Source organism: Pseudomonas helvetica (genome assembly GCF_039908645.1).
GTDB classification, from domain to species: Bacteria; Pseudomonadota; Gammaproteobacteria; order Pseudomonadales; family Pseudomonadaceae; genus Aquipseudomonas; species Aquipseudomonas helvetica.
Genome location: NZ_CP150917.1, coordinates 6,068,118 through 6,087,511 on the forward strand (window position 1 = coordinate 6,068,118; position 19,394 = coordinate 6,087,511).

Annotated in this window: 19 protein-coding genes and 1 other RNA gene; 11 read left to right on the forward strand and 9 right to left on the reverse strand. The window is 60.8% G+C overall.

What is annotated here, in order from left to right; genetic code table 11:
• Positions 1 to 84: 84 nt before the first annotated feature.
• The 6 genes from AABM55_RS28060 to AABM55_RS28085 form a co-directional block, all read right to left on the reverse strand.
• A complete protein-coding gene (locus AABM55_RS28060) occupies positions 85 to 1,701 on the reverse strand; it encodes an iron ABC transporter permease (RefSeq protein WP_347928288.1) in 1,617 nt (538 codons plus the stop codon).
• 196 nt (positions 1,702 to 1,897) lie between these two features.
• The gene (locus AABM55_RS28065) at positions 1,898 to 2,899 is read right to left on the reverse strand and encodes an extracellular solute-binding protein (RefSeq protein ID WP_347928289.1); all 1,002 of its coding nucleotides are present in this window, start codon (positions 2,897 to 2,899) and stop codon (positions 1,898 to 1,900) included.
• Between the two features lie 157 nt (positions 2,900 to 3,056).
• Complete coding sequence (locus tag AABM55_RS28070; RefSeq protein ID WP_347930090.1) at positions 3,057 to 4,274, reverse strand: 2-octaprenyl-3-methyl-6-methoxy-1,4-benzoquinol hydroxylase; 1,218 nt, start codon at positions 4,272 to 4,274, stop codon at positions 3,057 to 3,059.
• Positions 4,275 to 4,380: 106 nt separating this feature from the next.
• Complete coding sequence (gene ubiH / locus AABM55_RS28075) at positions 4,381 to 5,568, reverse strand: 2-octaprenyl-6-methoxyphenyl hydroxylase (protein WP_347928290.1); 1,188 nt, start codon at positions 5,566 to 5,568, stop codon at positions 4,381 to 4,383.
• The gene (pepP, locus tag AABM55_RS28080; RefSeq protein WP_347928291.1) at positions 5,565 to 6,899 is read right to left on the reverse strand and encodes a Xaa-Pro aminopeptidase; all 1,335 of its coding nucleotides are present in this window, start codon (positions 6,897 to 6,899) and stop codon (positions 5,565 to 5,567) included. The genes ubiH and pepP overlap by 4 nt, the downstream gene beginning before the upstream one ends.
• Positions 6,900 to 6,926: 27 nt before the next feature.
• Complete coding sequence (locus AABM55_RS28085; protein WP_347928292.1) at positions 6,927 to 7,484, reverse strand: YecA family protein; 558 nt, start codon at positions 7,482 to 7,484, stop codon at positions 6,927 to 6,929.
• Positions 7,485 to 7,612: 128 nt separating this feature from the next.
• Between AABM55_RS28085 and AABM55_RS28090 the strand changes: the two genes are divergently transcribed.
• The 4 genes from AABM55_RS28090 (at position 7,613) to AABM55_RS28105 (ending at position 9,039) form a co-directional block, all read left to right on the forward strand.
• Positions 7,613 to 7,822 carry a TIGR02449 family protein gene (locus AABM55_RS28090; protein WP_007982902.1) on the forward strand — a complete coding sequence of 70 codons (210 nt, stop codon included), beginning with the start codon at positions 7,613 to 7,615 and terminating at the stop codon, positions 7,820 to 7,822.
• On the forward strand, positions 7,819 to 8,136 hold the full coding sequence (locus AABM55_RS28095; protein ID WP_019694181.1) for a cell division protein ZapA: 318 nt from the start codon (positions 7,819 to 7,821) through the stop codon (positions 8,134 to 8,136). The genes AABM55_RS28090 and AABM55_RS28095 overlap by 4 nt, the downstream gene beginning before the upstream one ends.
• Positions 8,137 to 8,166: 30 nt before the next feature.
• Positions 8,167 to 8,345, forward strand: a non-coding RNA gene (gene ssrS / locus AABM55_RS28100) — 6S RNA.
• Positions 8,346 to 8,433: 88 nt separating this feature from the next.
• Positions 8,434 to 9,039, forward strand: a complete 606-nt coding sequence (locus AABM55_RS28105; protein ID WP_054598197.1) for a 5-formyltetrahydrofolate cyclo-ligase — start codon at positions 8,434 to 8,436, stop codon at positions 9,037 to 9,039.
• Between the two features lie 42 nt (positions 9,040 to 9,081).
• Here the strand turns inward: AABM55_RS28105 and AABM55_RS28110 are convergent, their stop codons facing one another.
• Positions 9,082 to 9,240, reverse strand: a complete 159-nt coding sequence (locus AABM55_RS28110) for a hypothetical protein (RefSeq protein WP_019694183.1) — start codon at positions 9,238 to 9,240, stop codon at positions 9,082 to 9,084.
• Between the two features lie 199 nt (positions 9,241 to 9,439).
• Between AABM55_RS28110 and AABM55_RS28115 the strand changes: the two genes are divergently transcribed.
• From AABM55_RS28115 to AABM55_RS28130, 4 genes are all read left to right on the forward strand, one after another.
• Positions 9,440 to 9,889, forward strand: a complete 450-nt coding sequence (locus AABM55_RS28115) for an EVE domain-containing protein (RefSeq protein ID WP_347928293.1) — start codon at positions 9,440 to 9,442, stop codon at positions 9,887 to 9,889.
• A 122-nt stretch (positions 9,890 to 10,011) separates the two neighbouring features.
• Complete coding sequence (locus tag AABM55_RS28120) at positions 10,012 to 10,977, forward strand: HlyD family efflux transporter periplasmic adaptor subunit (protein ID WP_347928294.1); 966 nt, start codon at positions 10,012 to 10,014, stop codon at positions 10,975 to 10,977.
• Positions 10,974 to 13,697 carry a ribosome-associated ATPase/putative transporter RbbA gene (gene rbbA, locus AABM55_RS28125; RefSeq protein ID WP_347928295.1) on the forward strand — a complete coding sequence of 908 codons (2,724 nt, stop codon included), beginning with the start codon at positions 10,974 to 10,976 and terminating at the stop codon, positions 13,695 to 13,697. Before AABM55_RS28120 ends, rbbA begins: the two co-directional genes overlap by 4 nt.
• Complete coding sequence (locus tag AABM55_RS28130; RefSeq protein ID WP_054594574.1) at positions 13,697 to 14,815, forward strand: ABC transporter permease; 1,119 nt, start codon at positions 13,697 to 13,699, stop codon at positions 14,813 to 14,815. The genes rbbA and AABM55_RS28130 overlap by 1 nt, the downstream gene beginning before the upstream one ends.
• Positions 14,816 to 14,858: 43 nt before the next feature.
• Here the strand turns inward: AABM55_RS28130 and AABM55_RS28135 are convergent, their stop codons facing one another.
• Positions 14,859 to 15,266, reverse strand: a complete 408-nt coding sequence (locus AABM55_RS28135) for a flagellar basal body-associated protein FliL (RefSeq protein ID WP_054594575.1) — start codon at positions 15,264 to 15,266, stop codon at positions 14,859 to 14,861.
• Between the two features lie 151 nt (positions 15,267 to 15,417).
• Here AABM55_RS28135 and AABM55_RS28140 point away from each other — a divergent pair, with 151 nt between their 5' ends.
• From AABM55_RS28140 to glpT, 3 genes are all read left to right on the forward strand, one after another.
• Positions 15,418 to 16,395 carry an NADPH:quinone oxidoreductase family protein gene (locus AABM55_RS28140; protein ID WP_103317832.1) on the forward strand — a complete coding sequence of 326 codons (978 nt, stop codon included), beginning with the start codon at positions 15,418 to 15,420 and terminating at the stop codon, positions 16,393 to 16,395.
• Between the two features lie 51 nt (positions 16,396 to 16,446).
• Positions 16,447 to 17,061 carry a flagellar basal body-associated protein FliL gene (locus tag AABM55_RS28145; RefSeq protein ID WP_347928296.1) on the forward strand — a complete coding sequence of 205 codons (615 nt, stop codon included), beginning with the start codon at positions 16,447 to 16,449 and terminating at the stop codon, positions 17,059 to 17,061.
• Between the two features lie 165 nt (positions 17,062 to 17,226).
• Entirely contained in the window at positions 17,227 to 18,576 is a 1,350-nt protein-coding gene (gene glpT, locus AABM55_RS28150; RefSeq protein WP_054594577.1) for a glycerol-3-phosphate transporter, read from the forward strand.
• Here the strand turns inward: glpT and AABM55_RS28155 are convergent.
• Complete coding sequence (locus AABM55_RS28155; RefSeq protein ID WP_347928297.1) at positions 18,573 to 19,211, reverse strand: gamma-glutamylcyclotransferase; 639 nt, start codon at positions 19,209 to 19,211, stop codon at positions 18,573 to 18,575. The two genes, glpT and AABM55_RS28155, sit on opposite strands and share 4 nt — an antisense overlap.
• Positions 19,212 to 19,394: the final 183 nt, after the last annotated feature.

A 19,394-nucleotide genomic window follows, 5' to 3' on the forward strand; every position in this document is an offset into this window, starting at 1 on the left:
TTTCAGCCTATTTCAGCGACCCGGTCTGAAGGACGATCCGCACCGAATGCCGCGCATTGTAGCCGCAAGGTGTAGGACTGGCACCTAGCCGTTTTGATGTGCCGAACGTCGAATCAAGCCGATGACCGGCAACAGGCCCACCAGAATCAGTGTCAACGCCGGCAACGACGCCCGCGCCCACTCGCCTTCGCTGGTCATTTCAAAGATCCGCACCGCCAGCGTGTCCCAGCCAAACGGGCGCATCAGCAAGGTTGCGGGCATTTCCTTGAGCACATCGACGAACACCAGCAGCGCCGCGCTCAACGTGCCGGGCAGCAGCAACGGCAGATACACTTTGAAAAACAGTCGTGGCCCACTGACACCCAAACAGCGTGCAGCTTCTGGCAACGACGGACGGATCCGCGCCAGACTATTTTCCAACGGCCCGTAGGCCACCGCGATAAAGCGCACCAGATACGCCAGCAACAGCGCCGACAGGCTGCCCAGCAGCAACGGTTTGCCCGCGCCGCCAAGCCAGTCCGATAGCGGCACCACCAGTTCACGGTCCAGGTAACTGAACGCCAGCATGATCGATACCGCCAGCACCGATCCGGGCAAGGCGTAGCCAATGTTGGCCAGGCTGACCCCGGAACGAATCGTCCGGGTCGGAGCCAGGCGCCGGGCAAACGCCAGCAGCAGCGCGACGCTGACGGTGATCAGCGCTGCCATGGCGCCCAGGTACAACGTATGGATGATCAGCCCGGTGTAACGCTCATCCAGGTCGAAGCGCCCGCGCTGCCAGAACCACGCCACCAGTTGCAGCAATGGAATGACAAAGGCGCAGGCAAATACCAGCCCGCACCAACTGCTGGCGGCCATAGCCTTGAGCCCGCGCAGGTGATAAAGCGCCTTGCCCCGTGGCCGCTCGTTGCTCGCCCGGCTGGCGCCACGCGCACGCCGCTCGCCATACAGCAGCAACATCACCACCAGCAGCAACAGGCTGGCCAGTTGTGCGGCGCTCGACAGGCTGAAAAAGCCGTACCAGGTTTTGTAGATCGCCGTAGTGAAGGTGTCGAAGTTGAACACCGACACTGCGCCGAAATCCGCCAGCGTCTCCATCAATGCCAAGGCCACACCGGCACCAATTGCCGGCCGGGCCATCGGCAAGGCCACGCGCCAGAATGCTTGCCACGGTGATTGGCCGAGCACGCGCGCTGCCTCCATCAGGCCTTTGCCCTGGGCCAGAAACGCCGTGCGCGCCAGTAAATAGACGTAGGGATAGAACACCAGCACCAATACCAGAATCACCCCACCGGTGGAGCGCACACGCGGCAATCGCAAGCCGCTGCCAAACCACTCGCGAAGCAGGGTTTGCACAGGACCGGCGAAATCCAGCAGCCCGACAAAAACGAACGCCAGCACATAGGCCGGGATCGCAAACGGCAACATCAGCGCCCAATCCAGCCAACGCCGCCCGGGGAACTCGCAGAGGCTAGTCAACCACGCCAGGCTCACGCCCAACAGCGTGACGCCAATCCCGACGCCGAGGATCAGCGTCAGGGTGTTGCCTAGCAGGCGTGGCATCTGGGTGTCCCACAGGTGCGACCAGATCTGCATATCGACGGTTTGCCACGACAGCAGCAACACACTCAGTGGCAGCAGCACCAGGGCGGCAACGACGAAAACCAGCGGATACCAACGGCGTTGGGCGGGATGGGCCAAGGAAAGTCTCTAAAAAGTGCGGAGCCGACGCAGTAATGCAGCCGGCCCCATTTTGTGGCGAGGGGGCTTGCCCCCGTTGGGTTGCGAAGCAGCCCTTGGTCAGCTACTTCATTTCTTCTGTCAAAGCGTGTCAGCCAATATTACGACCGCTTCGCGCTCGAGCGGGAGCAAGCTCCCTCGCCACAATTGCGATGAGTCAGTTCCAGCCGGCGCGGTCCATCAGGCGGATGGCTTCGGCCTGACGCAGGCCAGCCACTTCAACCGGCAGGGTGTCCGGTTTAAACGTGCCCCAGGCCTCGACTTCCGCGGACGGTTTCACCGCCGGGTTGGCCGGGAACTCCTGGTTAGCGTCGGCGAAGATCTTTTGCGCTTCAGGTGTGGTCATCCATTCCACCAGCGCCTTGGCGGCTTCCGGGTGCGGGGCGTGTTTGGTCAGGCCAATGCCCGACAGGTTCACGTGTACGCCACGGTCGGCCTGGTTCGGCCAGAACAGTTTGACCGGAAGATCCGGCTTCTGCTGGTGCAGACGGCCATAGTAGTAAGTGTTGACGATACCGACGTCGCATTGCCCGGCGCTGATCGCTTGCAGTACGGCGATGTCGTCAGAGAACACGTCTGTGGACAGGTTGCGCACCCAACCCTTGAGGATCTCTTCGGTGTTTTCCGCGCCGTGGGTTTCAATCAGGGTTGCAGTCAACGACTGGTTATAGACCTTCTTCGCAGTACGCAGGCACAGCCGGCCTTCCCACTGCTTGTCAGCCAGCGCTTCGTATGTGCTCAGGTCCGAAGGTTTTACCCGGTCAGTGGAATAGGCGATGGTCCGCGCCCGCAGGCTCAGGCCGGTCCAGGCGTGAGACGCAGCGCGGTATTGCAGCGGGATGTTGGTGTCGATCACCTTGGAGGTGAACGGCTGCAGGATGCCCATTTGCTCGGCCTGCCAAAGGTTGCCGGCATCGACGGTCAGCAGCAGGTCGGCGGTGGCATTCTCGCCTTCGGCCTTGATGCGCTGCATCAACGGCGCTTCCTTGTCGGTGATGAATTTCACCTTTACGCCGGTTTTTTGGGTGTAGGCATCGAAGACCGGTTTGATCAGCTCGTCGATACGCGAGGAGTAGACCACCACCTCGTCGGCGGCCTGGGCGGTGGTGCCGACCAGGGTCAGGGCGAGGGCTGTCAGTAGACGCTTCGGTGCCAACATGGGAGCGGTCTCTCGAAATCAAAAATGAGTCGAAATGATAAGGACTCACATTTAGCTTCTCAACCGATCCCGCCCTGGAGGAGTTACCAGATGTTGCACCGTCGGAGATTGTTGGTGAATGTGCTCGCGATGAGGGCATCAGCACTGATACAAAATGTCAGGCCTTGGCCAATGCCGGCAGATCCCCGATCAATCCAAGCGCTTCGCGCACAAACAACGCCTTGGCTTCGGGCATCTGGTCGACCATTTTCAACCCGGTATTACGCAACCAGCGCAGTGGCAACGGGTCGGCCTGGAACAAGCGCTCAAAGCCTTCCATCGCTGCCATCAACGCCAGGTTGTGCGGCATGCGCCGACGCTCGTAGCGGCTGAGGACCTTCACATCCGCCAGGCGCTCACCACGGCTGGCCGCCTGCAGCAGCACTTCAGCCAACACTGCGGCATCGAGGAAACCGAGGTTGACGCCCTGCCCGGCCAACGGGTGAATGGTGTGAGCGGCATCGCCGATCAGCGCCAGCCCCTCAGCCACATAACGCTTGGCGTGGCGCTGGCGCAACGGCACGCAAAGTCGCGGGTCGGCGCTCAGCACCGAGCCCAAACGCCCTTCGAAAGCGCGCTCCAGCTCTCGGCAGAAACCTTCGTCATCCAGCGCCATCAGGCGTTCGGCTTCGCTCGGGGTGGTCGACCAGACGATCGAGCACCAGTCCTGCTGGCCATCCCGCTCCAAGGGCAGGAATGCCAGCGGGCCGTAATCGGTAAAACGCTGCCATGCGGTCATCTGATGCGGCAGCGAGCTGCGAACACTGGTGACGATGGCGTGATGCAGATAATCCCACTCACGAGTCGCGACACCGGTGAGACGACGCACCGCCGAGTTGGCGCCGTCCGCCGCGATCACCAGCGGTGCGCGCAACGTGCGGCCATCGGCCAGCGTCAGTAGCCAGTCATCGCCGGAGCGGCGCATCTGCTCCAGACGCGCATTGGCCAGCAGGCCCAGGTCACAATCATGCAGGCGATCGAGCAGCGCATCCTGCACCACCCGGTTTTCGACGATATGCCCGAGTGCCTCGGCGTGGACGCTGGTGGCCGAGAAGTGAATCTGCCCGGTGCCGCTGCCATCCCAGACGTGCATGTCGGAATAAGGGCTGCTACGCCGGCTGACAACGCCGTCCCACACCCCCAGACGCTCCAGAATCCGCTGACTGGCGGCCGACAAGGCGCTCACTCGAGGCTCGAATGCCGACTGCGCATCGAAGGGTTTGACGCTCATGGGGCTGCCGTCGAGCAGCAGGACTTCCAGCCCGCTGTTCTGTAACGCCAGCGCCAACGCGCTCCCGACCATTCCGGCCCCGACAATCAGCAGATCTGCGCGCATTTCCATGCTTTAAGCCTGTCTCGCTTGCGGCGTGAGCCGCACGTAAAGGGGTTTATCGACCACGCTGCCAGCGCCGTCGTAAGTATCGAAACGCCGGGGTAAGCACTCAACCATCGGAGCGTGTTCCCAATCCCATGGCTTGCCGGGCGAACCAGCGTTTGGCCGGCGGCAACAGATCGAGGCCCAACAGGCCGATGTTGCGCCCCAGCGAAACCAGCGGCTGGGTGCTGCCGAACAACCGGGTGACTTGATCGGAGAAGCCCACGGTGAGGTTCTGGTCCAAACGCTGGCGTTCGCGATAAGCCTGCAAGGTGGCGAAGTCGCCCGGTGCACTCGGGCTGGCGAGCAGCGCTTCGGCCAGGGCCTGGGCGTCGCGCAACGACAGGTTAAAGCCCTGACCGGCAATTGGGTGCAGGCTGTGGGCAGCGTTGCCCAGCACGGCCAGATGCGGACGTACCTGCTCCTCGGCTTCGATCAACGACAACGGGTATAGATTCCGCGCACCGACCTGCTTGAGCGTGCCGAGGCGATAGCCGAACACCCCCTGCAACTCGCTGAGAAAGCTACGCTCATCGAGTGCCGCCAGACGCTGCGCGTCCATGCCCAAGCGAGTCCAGACCAGCGCGCAGCGGTTTTCCGGTAGCGGCAGCAAAGCCATCGGGCCGTCATCGGTGAAACGCTCGAACGCCATGCCGTTGTGGGCCTCGCTCGGGGTGATGTTGGCGATCAACGCACTTTGGTTGTATGGACGCTTTTTGACGCCGATCCCCAACTGCTCGCGCAAGCCCGAACGGCCGCCATCGGCCAGCACCGCGAGCTCGCACTCCAGTAGGGTTTCATCGTTGAGAGTCAGGCGGTAGCCGTCTTCCAGCGGTTCCATGCGCGTGACTTCGGCCGGGCAGCGCCAGCTGATCACGTCCTTGTCCAGACCCTGCCAGAGGCATTGGCCCAGCCAGGCGTTTTCCACCACGTAGCCCAAGGCCGGAACGCCCTCTTCCATGGCCGACAGTCGCGCGGTGGAGAAGCGCCCACGGTCGGAAACATGGATCTGTTTGATCGGCTCGGCGCGGCGGGAGATTTCCTGCCACAGGCCCAACCGCTGATAAATCTGCCGAGCGCCGAAAGACAGCGCCGAAGAGCGCGCGTCGTAGCTTGGCTGGTAGCCGTCGCCGGGGGCGAACGGTTCGATCAGCACGATCTTCCAGCCACGGGCGCGGGCGCCGGCCTGTAACGCCAACGCCAGACTGGCGCCCACCAGACCGCCACCGATGATTGCCAGATTGACTCGACTCATGCCGCCTGGGCTCGTGCAGCGGCCATCAAGGCCTCGATCTCGGCGACCGTTCTCGGCACACCGTTGGTCAGAATTTCACAGCCCTGCTTGGTTACCACCACGTCATCCTCGATGCGCACGCCAATGCCGCGCCATTTCTTCGCCACGTTCAGATTGCCCGGGGCAATGTAGATACCCGGCTCGACGGTCAGCGTCATGCCGACTTCCAGCACCCGCCATTCACCGCCGACCTTGTACTCGCCGACGTCATGCACATCCATGCCCAGCCAATGACCGGCACGGTGCATGTAAAACGCCTTGTAGGCTTCGCTGGCGATCAACTCATCGACATCGCCCTGCAACAAACCGAGCTTCACCAGGCCTGCGGTAATTACTTGAACCGTCGCCTCGTGCGCCTGGTTCCAGTGCTTGTTGGGGGCGATCTGGGCAAACGCGGCAGCTTGCGACTCCAGCACCAATTCGTAGATCGCCTTCTGTTCCGGCGAATACTTGCCGTTGACCGGCCAGGTGCGGGTGATGTCGCTGGCGTAGCAGTCGATTTCGCAACCGGCGTCGATCAGCACCAGATCGCCGTCCTTGAGCTGCGCGTCATTCTGCTGGTAATGCAGGATGCAGCTGTTGCGCCCGGCGGCGACGATCGAACCATAAGCCGGCATTTTCGCCCCACCTTTACGGAACTCGTAATCGAGCTCGGCTTCCAGGCTGAACTCATGCAAGCCGACACGGCAGGCCTGCATCGCGCGAATGTGAGCCTGCGCGGAGATCCGTGCGGCTTCGCGCATCACCTTCACTTCTGCCGCCGATTTATACAGGCGCATGTCGTGCAGCAAATGATCCAGCGCAACGAATTCGTTCGGCGGCTGGGCGCCCAGGTTCGCCTTGGAACGAATCACGTTGATCCAGTCCATCAGGTGGCGGTCGAATTCCGGGTTGCTGCCCATGGCCGAATACACCCGGTCCCGGCCTTCGATCAGGCCCGGCAGGATGTCGTCGATGTCGGTGATCGGAAAGGCGTCGTCGGCGCCGAAATCCCGGATCGCACCTTCCTGCCCGGCACGCAGGCCGTCCCACAGTTCGCGTTCGGCGTTGCGTTCACGGCAGAACAGGATGTATTCGCCATGCTCACGACCAGGTATCAGCACGATCACGGCCTGAGGCTCGGGAAAACCGCTGAGGTACTGGAAATTGCTCTCCTGTCGGTAAACGTGTTCGACGTCGCGATTGCGGATCGCCACGGCGGCGGCCGGCAGGATTGCGATGCTGTTGGGTTCCATCTGCGCCATCAACGCCTTGCGGCGGCGGGTGTATTCCGATTTAGGGATATGAATCATGGGCAGATGGAAGTCCCTAGCAAACGATCAGTGCAGAGAAGGTTTGGCGGCCGATGCGGCAGCTTTGTTGTTCTCGGTGAACAGCAGCAATGGCGCGACCCGCAGGTACTCCATGACTTCCATATAGTCGCTTTCGCCGTCGTCGGATTCTTCCAGCGCATCTTGCACCTGAGCGATAGCCGCGAGATCCTGCAGGACTTCGGTGGCTTCAGCGCTCAACATGCTGCTGTCACGGCAGTTCAGGCCGAAACCGCTGAGGAAGCCCTGACACCACTGGCCCAGTGCGACGGCACGTTCGGTCAGCGGCGCGTCATCGGTCGGCAACAGCAGAACGACGGTCATGTCGTCGCTGGTCAGCTCGCCCTTGACCATCTCTTGCAGGCCGATCAGGGCGTTGCGGACGTTGTCTTGTGGTTCGCCTTCGAGCAGCTCGGCGGCGTCGACCAGCCAGCCATCGGCTTCAAAGCCTGCACCAGCGCAGCTGCGTCCGAGCAGCAGGCCGTGCAGTTCGGCAGGCGATACAGGATGGCCGCTGGTGCTCAGCAGGGTGGCGAAGGCTTGATACGGAGAATTCTGAATGGGCATGGGCAGCTAGGCGCCAGACGGCGCTATGTCTAGAATGAAGGCCTTGTATCCTACATCGACAGACTCGCCAAGACTATTAAAGGCTGTCCGCCAGTTACCGCCCATCAGACAAATCCCGTGGAACACGTATGGAAGACACCGACTTGCAAGCGCTGATGGCCAGACTCGAGCTGCTAATTACCCGAGTCGAGCAACTTAAGAGCCAGAACGGACTCTTATTAGCTCAGGAAAAGACCTGGCGCGAGGAACGCGCGCACCTCATTGAAAAAAACGAAATCGCTCGGCGTAAGGTCGAATCGATGATTTCGCGCCTCAAGGCCCTGGAGCAAGACTCATGAGTTCAAGCAATAGCGTTACCGTGCAGATCCTCGATAAAGAGTACTCGATCATTTGCCCCCAGGAAGAGCGCAGCAATCTGGTGAGCGCCGCCCGTTATCTGGACGGAAAAATGCGCGAAATCCGCAGCAGCGGCAAAGTCATCGGCGCCGATCGCATCGCCGTGATGGCCGCGCTGAACATCACCCACGATCTGCTGCACACACGGGAACGTCCTGATGTGCAGGCCAGTGGCTCGACCCGCGAGCAGGTGCGTGACCTGCTCGATCGAGTGGATCTGGTGCTCGCCACCGATCCGGATGTCAGCAAGGGCTGATTCCCGAAGGTGGTTGCGGTATACTCGCGCCACTCCCTGGGGTGCTTGCCAGTTGACGATGTCCCTGAGCCGATTCGCACTACCCTGGAAGTTGCACGTTGGGCTGGTGTGCATGTCCGCTAGACGGAAAGCCTTAAAGCCTACTGCATCTTCCACCTTGAACTTTCGGGTTCAAGGGCTAAGTCGACAGCGGTTCATCCGGGGAGCCTATATTCAAGCCGATGCCGGTTTTTGCCGGCATCGGCTTTTTACGATGTCACCGCCCTGGTGCCCTCGACACTCGAACAGCCCATGACGATGACCGAACCTGCGCCGCTATCTCGCCCGCAACTTCGACGCATGCTGCGCCAGGCCCGTCGCGCACTGAGCAACAGTGAGCAGCGCCAGGCCGCTCGCGGGCTGTATCGGCAATTGGCGCAACATCCGTTGTTCCGCCGCGCAAAACACATCTCCCTGTACCTGCCTACCGACGGTGAAATCGATCCGCGCCTGTTGCTGCGCGCCGCTCAACGCCGGGGCAAGGCGACTTACCTGCCGGTACTCAGCGCCTGGCCGCGAACCAAGATGGTCTTTCAGCGCATTCACCCCGGTGAAAAGCTGCGGCCTAACCGCTTTCGCATTCTCGAACCACGGGTCAACCAGGCTAAGCAACGCAAGGTCTGGGCACTGGACCTGGTGTTGTTGCCGCTGGTCGGTTTTGACGAACACGGCGGACGCCTGGGGATGGGGGGCGGCTTCTATGATCGCAGCCTGGCCTATCTGGCGCGCCGCAAGACCTGGCGCAAGCCGACGCTGCTGGGGCTGGCCCATGAATGCCAGAAAGTCGAAAAACTGGATCAAGCGAGCTGGGATGTACCGATGCAGGGAACGGTGACTGACAGGAAGTGGTATTTCGCGGACTAGATCTGGACGCCACTGCCATCAGCAGCGTCGCTTGCAGCGGTTTTAGCGCTTGTGCGGCTTTAGAGGTTGTTGCTGTTGTTGCGCGACTTCGATCGGTGCATCAGTCTTGTTTGCCCAGAGGCTTTGCGCATACCCCGTGGTTACGACGCCCAGGCCGAACACAATCACTAAAATCCACAGTAAATCCGGTTTGCGTTTCATCGATTGCCCCCCTCAAGGCATGTCGCACACGATGACAGCAACGGTATCCGAAATAGGCCGTGCTTGCCGCGTCTCGCTTAAAAGTCCGGCATTTTGCGGTAACGTGAAGCGACACGCAAACGCTGGCGTCAACCGACCGTCGGTTTGTCATAAAATCGCCGGACAACGTTCCCGACCACCGCTTTCGGAGCAAAAAAAGATGGCCTACTGGCTTATGAAATCCGAGCCCGACGAGCTCTCGATCAAAGGCCTGGAGAAGCTCGGCGAAGCCCGCTGGGACGGCGTTCGCAACTATCAGGCACGCAACTTCCTGCGGGCCATGGCGGTTGGCGACGAGTTTTTCTTTTACCACTCCAGCTGCCCTGAACCGGGCATCGCCGGGATCGGTCGAATCATCGAAGCGGCATACCCGGACCCGACGGCGCTGGAACCCGAGAGTGTTTACTTCGACCCGAAGGCCACGCCCGAGAAAAATGCCTGGAGCGCGATCAACGTTGGTCACGTCGAGACATTTCCCAAAGTGCTGAAGCTCGACTATCTGAAACAGCAGACAGCACTGTCGGAGATGCCGCTGGTACAGAAAGGTTCGCGATTGTCGGTGATGCCGGTGACCGCCGAACAATGGGCGGCGGTGCTCGACCTGCGCTAAATAATGCAGAACCGGCCGGTCACCTGGTCAATCGGGTTAGGCTTGGCCTTCAGTTGACGGACATCAAGGCGCCTCGGCGCTCGCCCGTTCAAACTAGGACGTTACCGTCGCAGGATGCCCGAATGTCAACGCACAGCCGTTCTTCGATTTTTTTCGCCAGCTCTCTGATCATTCTGCTGCTGGCCGCCGGGGGCTTTGGTTACTGGAAATCGATGCATGACCGCCTGCCTGAAGGCCTGTATGTCGGCAACGGACGCCTCGAAGCCACCGAAGTGCAGATCGCCAGTAAAACGCCTGGGCGACTGGCCGAAGTGCGCGTCAATGAAGGCGACAAGGTGATCAAGGGGCAATTGCTGGCGCGCATGGACACCCGCACCCTCGAAGCCCAGCGCAACCAGGCCGAGGCCGAAGTACTGCGCGCCCGGGAGAACCTTTCTGCCGCCCAGGCCAATGTGCAACTGCGCCAGAGCGAACTATTGCTCGCCCAACAGGAACTCAAACGCTCCCAGGAACTGTTCAGGCGCGGTTACGCCAGCGGCCAGATCATCGATCAACAACAGGCGCGCTTCGACACCGCCAATGCCGCCGTCGCAGCGGCCCGCGCCCAGGTTTCGGCCGTCGGGGCCGCCATTGGCGCAGCTCAGGCACAGGTCGCCCAACTGACCAGCGAAATCGACGACAGCAGTTTGCGGGCACCGATCGACGGCGTCATCCAGCTGCGCATGGCCGAGCCCGGCGAAGTGCTCGGTGCGGGCGGACGCGTATTAATGCTGATCGATCCGAATGATCAGTACATGAATCTTTACCTCTCAGCGTCCGTGACCGGGCGCCTGACCGTCGGCGATGAAGCCCGGATCCTGCTCGACGCCCTGCCCGGCCATCCACTGCCGGCAAAAATCAGTTTCGTGGCGGCCAAATCGCAGTTCACACCCAAAGAGGTCGAAACGCGCGACGAGCGGCAAAAGCTGGTGTTCCGCGTCAAGCTGCGACTGACTGACCCGAGCGCCATGCCCCAGGCCAAACCGGGCATGCCCGGTGCCGGCTATGTGCGCACCGCCCCTGTTGACTGGCCGGCCAATCTGCAATGACCGCTCCGGCGCTGCACATCTCCGGCCTCCAGCACCGTTATGGCAAGCAACAGGCACTGGCCGACATCGCGTTCAGCCTGCCGGCCGGCACTCGCTGCGGGCTGATCGGCCCGGATGGCGCCGGCAAGTCGAGCCTGCTGGGGCTGATCGCCGGCGTGAAAACCCTGCAACAAGGCCAACTGGAGGTGCTCGGCGGCTCAATCCAGGATCGCCTTCATCGCAACAGCCTCTACGCTCGTATTGCGTTCATGCCCCAAGGCCTGGGCGGCAATCTGTACCCCGAACTGTCGATCCGCGAGAACATCCACTTTTTTGCCACCCTGTTCGGGCTCTCGAAAGCCGACTTCGAACAGCGCATGCGTAGTCTGTTGCTGGCCACTGATCTGCTGGGTTTTGCCGATCGTCCTGCAGGCAAGCTGTCGGGCGGCATGAAACAGAAGCTCGGACTCTGCTGTGCGCTGATTCACGAGCCGGATTTGCTGATCCTCGACGAACCCACCACCGGTGTCGATCCCTTGTCACGGCGGCGCTTCTGGGAGCTGATCGACGATGTACGTCGCCAACGCCCGCAGCTGACGTTGCTGGTCGCCACTGCCTACATGGAAGAAGCCGAGCAATTCGAACACTGCCTGATGCTCGACGGCGGCAAGCTGATCGCTACCGGCATGACGCACGAACTGGTCGCTGTCACCGCCAGCGGTAAACTCGATGAAGCGTTCACCCATTTTCAAGGCAGCCGCGACCACGACAAGCAACCGCTAGTCATTGCCCCCAGAACCCGCGCCAGCACCGACATTGCCATCGAAGCCCACGACCTGACCCTGCGTTTCGGTGATTTCACCGCGGTAGACAAGGTCAGCTTTGCCATCGGACGCGGGGAGATTTTCGGCTTCCTGGGCTCCAACGGCTGCGGCAAAACCACCACGATGAAAGTCCTCACCGGGCTGATTCCGGCCAGCGAAGGCCGCGCCTCGCTGCTGGGCAATCCGGTGGACGCCAAGGACCTGGCTACCCGCAAACGGGTCGGCTTCATGTCTCAAAGCTTCTCGCTGTATGGCGAACTCAGCGTGCGGCGGAACCTGGATTTGCATGCGCGACTGTTCGATTTGCCCAAAACCGACAGTGCCCGGCGCATCGACGAACTGATCCAGCGCTTCAAGCTGGGCAGCGTCGCCGAACAGCAGTCCGGCGCATTGCCGTTGGGCCTGCGCCAGCGTTTGTCGCTGGCGGTGGCGGTGCTGCATCGCCCGGAAGTGTTGATCCTCGACGAACCGACCTCCGGCGTGGACCCGGCAGCACGGGACGATTTCTGGCGGCTGTTGATCGAGTTGTCGCGTGAGCAAGGTGTAACGATCTTCCTCTCGACCCACTTCATGAACGAAGCCCAGCGCTGCGACCGCATTTCGCTGATGCACGCGGGCAAGGTACTGGCCTGCGATACCCCGGCGGCGCTGCAACAGCAGTTCGGGGGGCAGACCCTGGAAGCGGCATTTGTTACCTGCCTGGAACAAGCTCAAGGCCCGGCCGAGTCACCGACGCCTGCTGTCCCTGCCGACGCCACGATCAACCCGGTCATGCAGTTGAAGGATCGCGGCTTCAGCCTCGGACGCTTGCTGGCGGTCGCCAGTCGCGAAGGCAAGGAATTGCTGCGGGACAAAGTACGAATGGCCTTCGCCCTGCTGGGGGCGATTTTCATGATGGTGATCTTCGGCTACGGCATTTCCCTGGACGTGGAAAAACTCGCCTTCGCCGTCTACGACCAGGACCAGACGCCGCAAAGCCGCGCCTACCTGGAAGCTTTTCGCGGCTCTCGCTACTTCAGCGAGCAGCCGTCGATCCGTGATGCCGCAGAGCTGCATCGCCGTCTTCAGCGCTCGGAAATCAAATTGGCACTGGAGATCCCGCCAGGCTTTGGTCGCGACCTGTACGCCGGTCGCCAACCGACCGTGGCGGCCTGGCTCGATGGCGGCATGCCGTTTCGCGCCGAGACCAGTCGCAACTATGTAGAGGCCGTGCACCTGGCCAACATTGAACAACTGGCCGAGCAGAGCAGCCCTGCGCTGAATCGACAGTCAGCCGCCAAACTGGAAACCCGTTTCCGCTACAACCAGGATGTGGTCAGCGTCAACGCCATCGGGCCCGGGGTGATGGCGCTGATCCTCGCGTTCATTCCGGCCATGCTCACTGCGCTGGGGATCGTGCGGGAGAAAGAGCTCGGCTCGATCACCAACTTCTACGCCACGCCCCTGACCCGCCTGGAGTTTTTGCTGGGTAAACAGGCGCCATATCTGCTGGTGAGCCTGATCAACCTCGCGGTCCTGACGGCCATGAACCGCTGGCTCTTCGGCGTGCCATTCAAGGGCAGTGCGTTGACCCTGGCCTTCGGCGGGTTGCTGTATGTGCTGGCAACCACCAGCATGGGCCTGCTGATTTCGGCGTTCACCCGGACCCAGATCGCCGCCATCCTCGGCACCATGATCATCACCAGCCTGCCGACCATCCAGTTTTCCGGGCTGATCGTGCCGCGCTCATCTCTCGATGGCGCGGCGGCGGTCATGGGCATGCTGTTTCCGGCGGGCTACTTCCTCGACATTACCGTCGGCACCTTCACCAAGGCGCTGGATATACGGCAGTTATGGCCGCAGTGCCTGGCGCTGTTCGGATTCTTTATCGGGTTCACCGGGCTCAGCCTGGTCATGCTGAAAAAGCAGGAGGCCTGATGCACAAGCTTGCGCACATACTGCGCCTTGGCCTCAAGGAAATGAGCAGCCTGCAGCATGACAGCGTCTTGCTGCTGTTCCTGCTCTACGCCTTTACGGTGGCGATCTACATGCCGGCCGCAGGCTCGGTGATCGGCGTGCATAACGCCAGCGTGGCCATCGTCGACGAAGATCACAGCAACCTGTCGCGACAACTGGCCCAGAGCCTGCAACCCCCGGAATTCCAGCGTCCAGTGTTGTTACCCTATGGGCAACTGGATCAGGTGATGGACAGCGGCCAGTACACCTTTGTCATAAACGTGCCAGCCAGTTTCCAGGCGGATATGTTGGCCGGGCGCCAGCCTGCGGTGCAGGTCAATGTCGATGCCACGGCCATGAGCCAGGCGTTCATGGGCGCGGGTTACATCGCACGGATTTTCCAGCGCGAACTGTTGAGCTACAACGACCAAAGCGACCCGACCGGCAAAGCCCCCGCCCTGCTGACCACCCGTTCGCTGTTCAATACCAATCTGGAAGGCGGCTGGTTCCTGGCGGTGATTCAGATCGTCAACAACATCACCATCCTCGCCATCATCTTGACTGGCACGGCACTGCTGCGTGAGCGCGAACATGGCACGCTCGACCACTTGCTGGTGCTGCCGCTGACAGCACTGGAAATCATGCTGGCGAAAATCTGGAGCAACATGCTGGTGGTGGTGCTATGCACCTGGGCATCGCTGGAAATCATCGTCAAAGGCGCACTGGGCGTGCCGCTGGCGGGCTCCATGGCGCTGTTTTTGCTGGTGACCGCGGTTTACCTGTTCGCCAGCACGGCGCTGGGGATTTTCCTCGCGACCCTGGCCCGCTCGACACCCCAGTTCGGCCTGCTGGCCATTCCGGTGATTATTCCGATGTTGCTGCTGTCCGGCGGCAGTACACCGCTGGACAGCATGCCGCAATGGCTGCAATGGGTGATGCAGGGCTCGCCGTCGACGCACTTCGTCAGTCTCAGCGCCGCAATACTGTTTCGCGACGCCGGAGTCAGCGTGGTCTGGCCGGACTTACTGGCGCTGAGCGCCATTGGCTTGCTGTTCTTTGCGATTGCGCTGAAGCGGTTTCGCAAAAGCCTGGCGTCCTGAACACTTCATGCGGCGAGGGGCTTGCCCCTGCGCCACAGTCTGTTTACTGGATGATCAGGTTATTGAACAACAGATCGTCCACCATCGGCTTGCCGGTCTCGTCATTCATCACTTGCTGGGTCTGCTTCAAGGCTTCCTGACGCAGCTTCTCTTTCGCTTCGACGTTGTTCATGGCTTCAGTGGTCTGCTGAGAAAACAACGCCACCAACTGATTGCGAATCAACGGTTCGTTGGCCTTCACGGCCTTGACCGCGTCCTCGCCGGTTACCCGCAACGCCACATCAGCCTTGTAGACCTTGAGCTTCTGGGTGCCATCCAGCCCATAGTTACCCACGAACGGTGGGCTCAGGCTGATATAGCTGACTTTCGGCGCTTCGCCTTCTTTGGCTTCTTCGGCCATCGCTGCCACAGGCAGAGACAGGGCCAGCATCAACATGATCCACGCTTTCACAATTCGCTCCTCATCCGGTTTGCGGCCTAGCATAACCACCCGCAGCCCAAGCACAAAGCTTATGGCTGCCTATCAGGGCCGGGCATGCTCGTTGACCCGTTGACTCACACACCTACACTTATCGGCCATCACTCCCAAAGGAATAGCCCTGATGAAAGCCGTGCTGTGCAAAGCCTTCGGCCCTGCCGAATCGCTGGTGCTGGAAGAAGTCGCGAGTCCTGTCGCCAAGAAGAACGAAATCCTGCTGGACGTGCATGCGGCCGGGGTGAACTTCCCGGACACGCTGATCATCGAGGGCAAATACCAGTTCAAGCCACCCTTCCCGTTTTCGCCGGGCGGTGAAGCGGCTGGAGTGGTGAGCGCGGTGGGCGAAAAAGTCAGCCACCTCAAGGTCGGTGACCGGGTCATGGCACTGACCGGGTGGGGCAGTTTTGCCGAGCAAGTCGCGGTGCCGGGCTACAACGTGCTGCCTATCCCGCCGTCGATGGACTTCAACACTGCCGCAGCCTTCAGCATGACCTACGGCACCTCGATGCACGCGCTGAAACAGCGCGGCAACCTGCAACCGGGGGAAACCCTGCTGGTGCTCGGCGCTTCGGGTGGTGTCGGCCTGGCCGCCGTGGAAATCGGTAAAGCCATGGGTGCCCGGGTCATCGCTGCCGCCAGCAGCGCCGAGAAACTCGCCGTGGCCAAGGCTGCCGGCGCCGATGAGCTGATCAACTACAGCGAGGCCAACCTCAAGGACGAAATCAAGCGCCTGACCGACGGCAACGGTGCCGATGTGATCTACGATCCGGTGGGTGGCGACCTGTTCGATCAGGCAATCCGCGCCATTGCCTGGAACGGCCGCCTGCTGGTGGTCGGTTTCGCCAGCGGACGCATCCCGGAACTGCCGGTGAACCTCGCGCTGCTCAAGGGTGCAGCTGTACTCGGAGTGTTCTGGGGCGCCTTCGCCCAACGCCAGCCGCAAGACAACGCCGCCAACTTCCAACAACTGTTCGGCTGGTTCGCCGAAGGCAAGCTCAAGCCTCTGGTGTCGCAGGTTTACCCGCTGGCTCAGGCGGCCAATGCCATCAATGATCTGGGCCAGCGCAAGGCCGTTGGAAAGGTGGTGGTGCGGGTACGGTGAACACGACTCCCTGCTACGCTTCGAGTCTGTTTACCCATCACAGGACGGAGGATGAGCATGATGCTGCGCAAGCTGTTATTGAGTCTGGCGGTCTTGCCTGCACTGTTGATTTCAATGCAGACATTGGCAAATCAGAATAACAAGGAGGTTCCGGGCTTGAAAAATGTCACCGTACTGATCGTCCGACATGCGGAAAAACCCGATCAGGGCATGGGACTCAGCCCTCGTGGCGAGCAGCGCGCCGAAGCGTATGCGCACTATTTCGACCCGCTGCAGCTGGGCAGCAAGAACCTGGTACCGCAACGCCTGATCGCCACCAGCGACAGCAAGTCCAGCGCGCGACCACGGCTGACCCTGACACCGCTGTCGCAGCGTCTGCACCTTCCGATCGAGCAACCCTATGCCGATGAAGAAGTCGACAAACTGGTCAAATCGCTGGACAAGAACAACCAGGCCTCTGTCGTATTGATCGCCTGGCATCACGGGCATATCGACAATCTGATCGAAGCGTTCGGTGGTGATGGCCAAGCGTTGACCGGGCAGAAATCCTGGCCGGAAGACGTCTATGACTGGCTGATCGTATTGCGCTTCGACGACCAGGGGAGTTTGGTCGAATCCCACAGCAAGAAGATCCAGGAACATCTGTTGCCCGGAGATGGCAGCTGATTATCCGAATCCCCCCGCCCCTCCACCTGAAGAGCGCATGTTCATAAAAGAACATGCGTTCTCGTTCACTTCTCTGGATTTCCTTGGCTACAAGCGGTGCTTTTTTCGGTAACGAAACTGTAACATTCGCATCCGCAGTCAAAACAAGAAATCTGGAGCTCTTGAATGTTTGCTTTTTTTCGTCCTGCCGCCCATCAGGCTCCATTGCCTGAAGAACACGTAGACAGCACCTACCGGCGCCTGCGCTGGCAAATCTTCGCCGGGATTTTCTTCGGCTACGCCGGTTATTACCTGCTGCGCAAAAACTTCTCCCTGGCCATGCCGTACCTGATCGACGAAGGCTACACCCGTGGCCAGTTGGGCCTGGCGATGTCGGCGATCGCGATTGCCTACGGTTTGTCGAAGTTTTTGATGGGGCTGGTGTCCGACCGTTCCAACCCGCGTTACTTCCTGCCCTTCGGCTTGCTGGTATCGGCCGGGGTCATGTTCATTTTCGGTTTCGCACCGTGGGCAACGTCCAGCGTGACCATGATGTTCATCCTGCTGTTCATCAACGGCTGGGCCCAGGGCATGGGCTGGCCACCGAGTGGCCGGACCATGGTCCACTGGTGGTCGCAGAAGGAACGCGGTGGCGTGGTGTCGGTCTGGAACGTCGCGCATAACGTCGGCGGTGGCCTGATCGGCCCGTTGTTCCTGCTTGGCATGGGCCTGTTCAACGACTGGCACGCGGCGTTCTACGTCCCCGCCGCCGTTGCGTTGCTGGTGGCTGTGTTCGCCTTCATGGTGATGCGCGATACCCCGCAATCGGTAGGCCTGCCACCCATCGAGAAGTACAAGAACGATTACCCGGAAGGCTACGACGCCAGCCACGAAGACGAATTCAGTGCCAAGGAAATCTTCGTCAAGTACGTGCTGCGCAACAAAATGCTCTGGTACATCGCCATGGCCAACGTCTTCGTCTACCTGCTGCGCTACGGCGTGCTGGACTGGGCGCCGACCTACTTGAAGGAAGCCAAGCACTTCGACGTGGATAAAACCTCGTGGGCGTATTTCTTCTACGAGTGGGCCGGTATTCCGGGCACGCTGTTGTGCGGCTGGATGTCGGACAAGATCTTCCGCGGCAACCGTGGCCTGACCGGCATGGTGTTCATGGCACTAGTGACCGTAGCGACTCTGGTTTACTGGCTGAACCCGGCCGGCAATCCGACCATCGACATGATCGCGCTGTTCTCCATCGGCTTCCTGATCTACGGCCCGGTGATGCTGATCGGCCTGCAAGCGCTGGAGCTGGCGCCGAAGAAAGCCGCCGGCACGGCTGCGGGTTTCACCGGCCTGTTCGGCTATCTGGGCGGCTCGGTCGCGGCCAGTGCAGCGATGGGCTACACCGTGGACCATTTCGGCTGGGATGGCGGCTTCGTGTTGCTGGTTGGTGCGTGCCTGCTGGCGATGGCTTGCCTGGCACCGACCTTGTGGCACAAGCAAGTCGCCAGTCAGGGCCGTGAAGCGCTCGCTTAAGCCTTGCAGCGCTTGAGCCGCGCCTCCAGATTCCGGTCTGGCATGGCGTGGCTGCGCAGGGCATGTGCGGTTTGCTCGACATAATCGCGAGTAGTGCCGTAACGCCCGCAAGCGCTTTCGAACACCTGGCTCAGCACATGGTCCGGCAAGTTGCCGGCATAGCTGGGCAGGTGCCGCTCCAAAACAAACCCCAATGCCTGAACCTTGCTGCCGTCTTCCAGCCGGCAATTGAGCCAGTGCGGGCGATAAGACGGCACCGGCATTTCACGCTGCCAAAGCGCGTACAGCGAAGCTTCCAACTGCTCATCCGGCAGCCGATAGGCAAAACCGCTGCAAGAACCGCCACGATCCAGCCCAAACACCAGCCCCGGCATTTCCGGAGTACCGCGGTGTTCGTGGGACCATAGGTACAAGCCGCGATGGTAACCATGCACGCGTCCGCGCACCCGCTCGACGGCTGTGCATTCCGGGCGCCAGATCAATGAACCGTAAGCGAATAACCAGACCGGCCCGCCCTTGTGCCGGGCCATGGTGGCCTGCATCGAGCTGAGCAATTGTTCGTGAGTCAGCTGCGCGCCCAGATCGAGCCGCGGAGGGTAAGCCAGATTCAAACAAGCAGATTCAATGGCGGTCATGGCAAAGGGTGTTCAGTCCCACAAGTATTACAAGATGTAAGCAAGATTAACGTCATAGAACATATAGCAGTAAACGTAAAACGAAAAGTGCTAAAGGACGCATGCCCCTTCTATATCAAGGACTGCGCCAATTAAGGAGTCTGATATATAGCCTAATACTCTTTGGGAAATATCTTAAATACC

What these genes read in the sequence shown, in the direction of transcription:
- AABM55_RS28155 (WP_347928297.1), bottom strand. Translation starts at nt 19,211, where the DNA reads ATGACCGCCATTGAATCTGCTTGTTTGAATCTGGCTTACCCTCCGCGG.
- AABM55_RS28095 (WP_019694181.1), top strand. Translation starts at nt 7,819, where the DNA reads ATGAGTTCAAGCAATAGCGTTACCGTGCAGATCCTCGATAAAGAGTAC.
- AABM55_RS28120 (WP_347928294.1), top strand. Translation starts at nt 10,012, where the DNA reads ATGTCAACGCACAGCCGTTCTTCGATTTTTTTCGCCAGCTCTCTGATC.
- AABM55_RS28140 (WP_103317832.1), top strand. Translation starts at nt 15,418, where the DNA reads ATGAAAGCCGTGCTGTGCAAAGCCTTCGGCCCTGCCGAATCGCTGGTG.
- ubiH (WP_347928290.1), bottom strand. Translation starts at nt 5,568, where the DNA reads ATGAGTCGAGTCAATCTGGCAATCATCGGTGGCGGTCTGGTGGGCGCC.
- AABM55_RS28065 (WP_347928289.1), bottom strand. Translation starts at nt 2,899, where the DNA reads ATGTTGGCACCGAAGCGTCTACTGACAGCCCTCGCCCTGACCCTGGTC.
- AABM55_RS28145 (WP_347928296.1), top strand. Translation starts at nt 16,447, where the DNA reads ATGAGCATGATGCTGCGCAAGCTGTTATTGAGTCTGGCGGTCTTGCCT.
- AABM55_RS28105 (WP_054598197.1), top strand. Translation starts at nt 8,434, where the DNA reads ATGACCGAACCTGCGCCGCTATCTCGCCCGCAACTTCGACGCATGCTG.
- AABM55_RS28090 (WP_007982902.1), top strand. Translation starts at nt 7,613, where the DNA reads ATGGAAGACACCGACTTGCAAGCGCTGATGGCCAGACTCGAGCTGCTA.
- AABM55_RS28115 (WP_347928293.1), top strand. Translation starts at nt 9,440, where the DNA reads ATGGCCTACTGGCTTATGAAATCCGAGCCCGACGAGCTCTCGATCAAA.
- AABM55_RS28130 (WP_054594574.1), top strand. Translation starts at nt 13,697, where the DNA reads ATGCACAAGCTTGCGCACATACTGCGCCTTGGCCTCAAGGAAATGAGC.
- AABM55_RS28110 (WP_019694183.1), bottom strand. Translation starts at nt 9,240, where the DNA reads ATGAAACGCAAACCGGATTTACTGTGGATTTTAGTGATTGTGTTCGGC.
- glpT (WP_054594577.1), top strand. Translation starts at nt 17,227, where the DNA reads ATGTTTGCTTTTTTTCGTCCTGCCGCCCATCAGGCTCCATTGCCTGAA.
- pepP (WP_347928291.1), bottom strand. Translation starts at nt 6,899, where the DNA reads ATGATTCATATCCCTAAATCGGAATACACCCGCCGCCGCAAGGCGTTG.
- AABM55_RS28085 (WP_347928292.1), bottom strand. Translation starts at nt 7,484, where the DNA reads ATGCCCATTCAGAATTCTCCGTATCAAGCCTTCGCCACCCTGCTGAGC.
- rbbA (WP_347928295.1), top strand. Translation starts at nt 10,974, where the DNA reads ATGACCGCTCCGGCGCTGCACATCTCCGGCCTCCAGCACCGTTATGGC.
- AABM55_RS28070 (WP_347930090.1), bottom strand. Translation starts at nt 4,274, where the DNA reads ATGCGCGCAGATCTGCTGATTGTCGGGGCCGGAATGGTCGGGAGCGCG.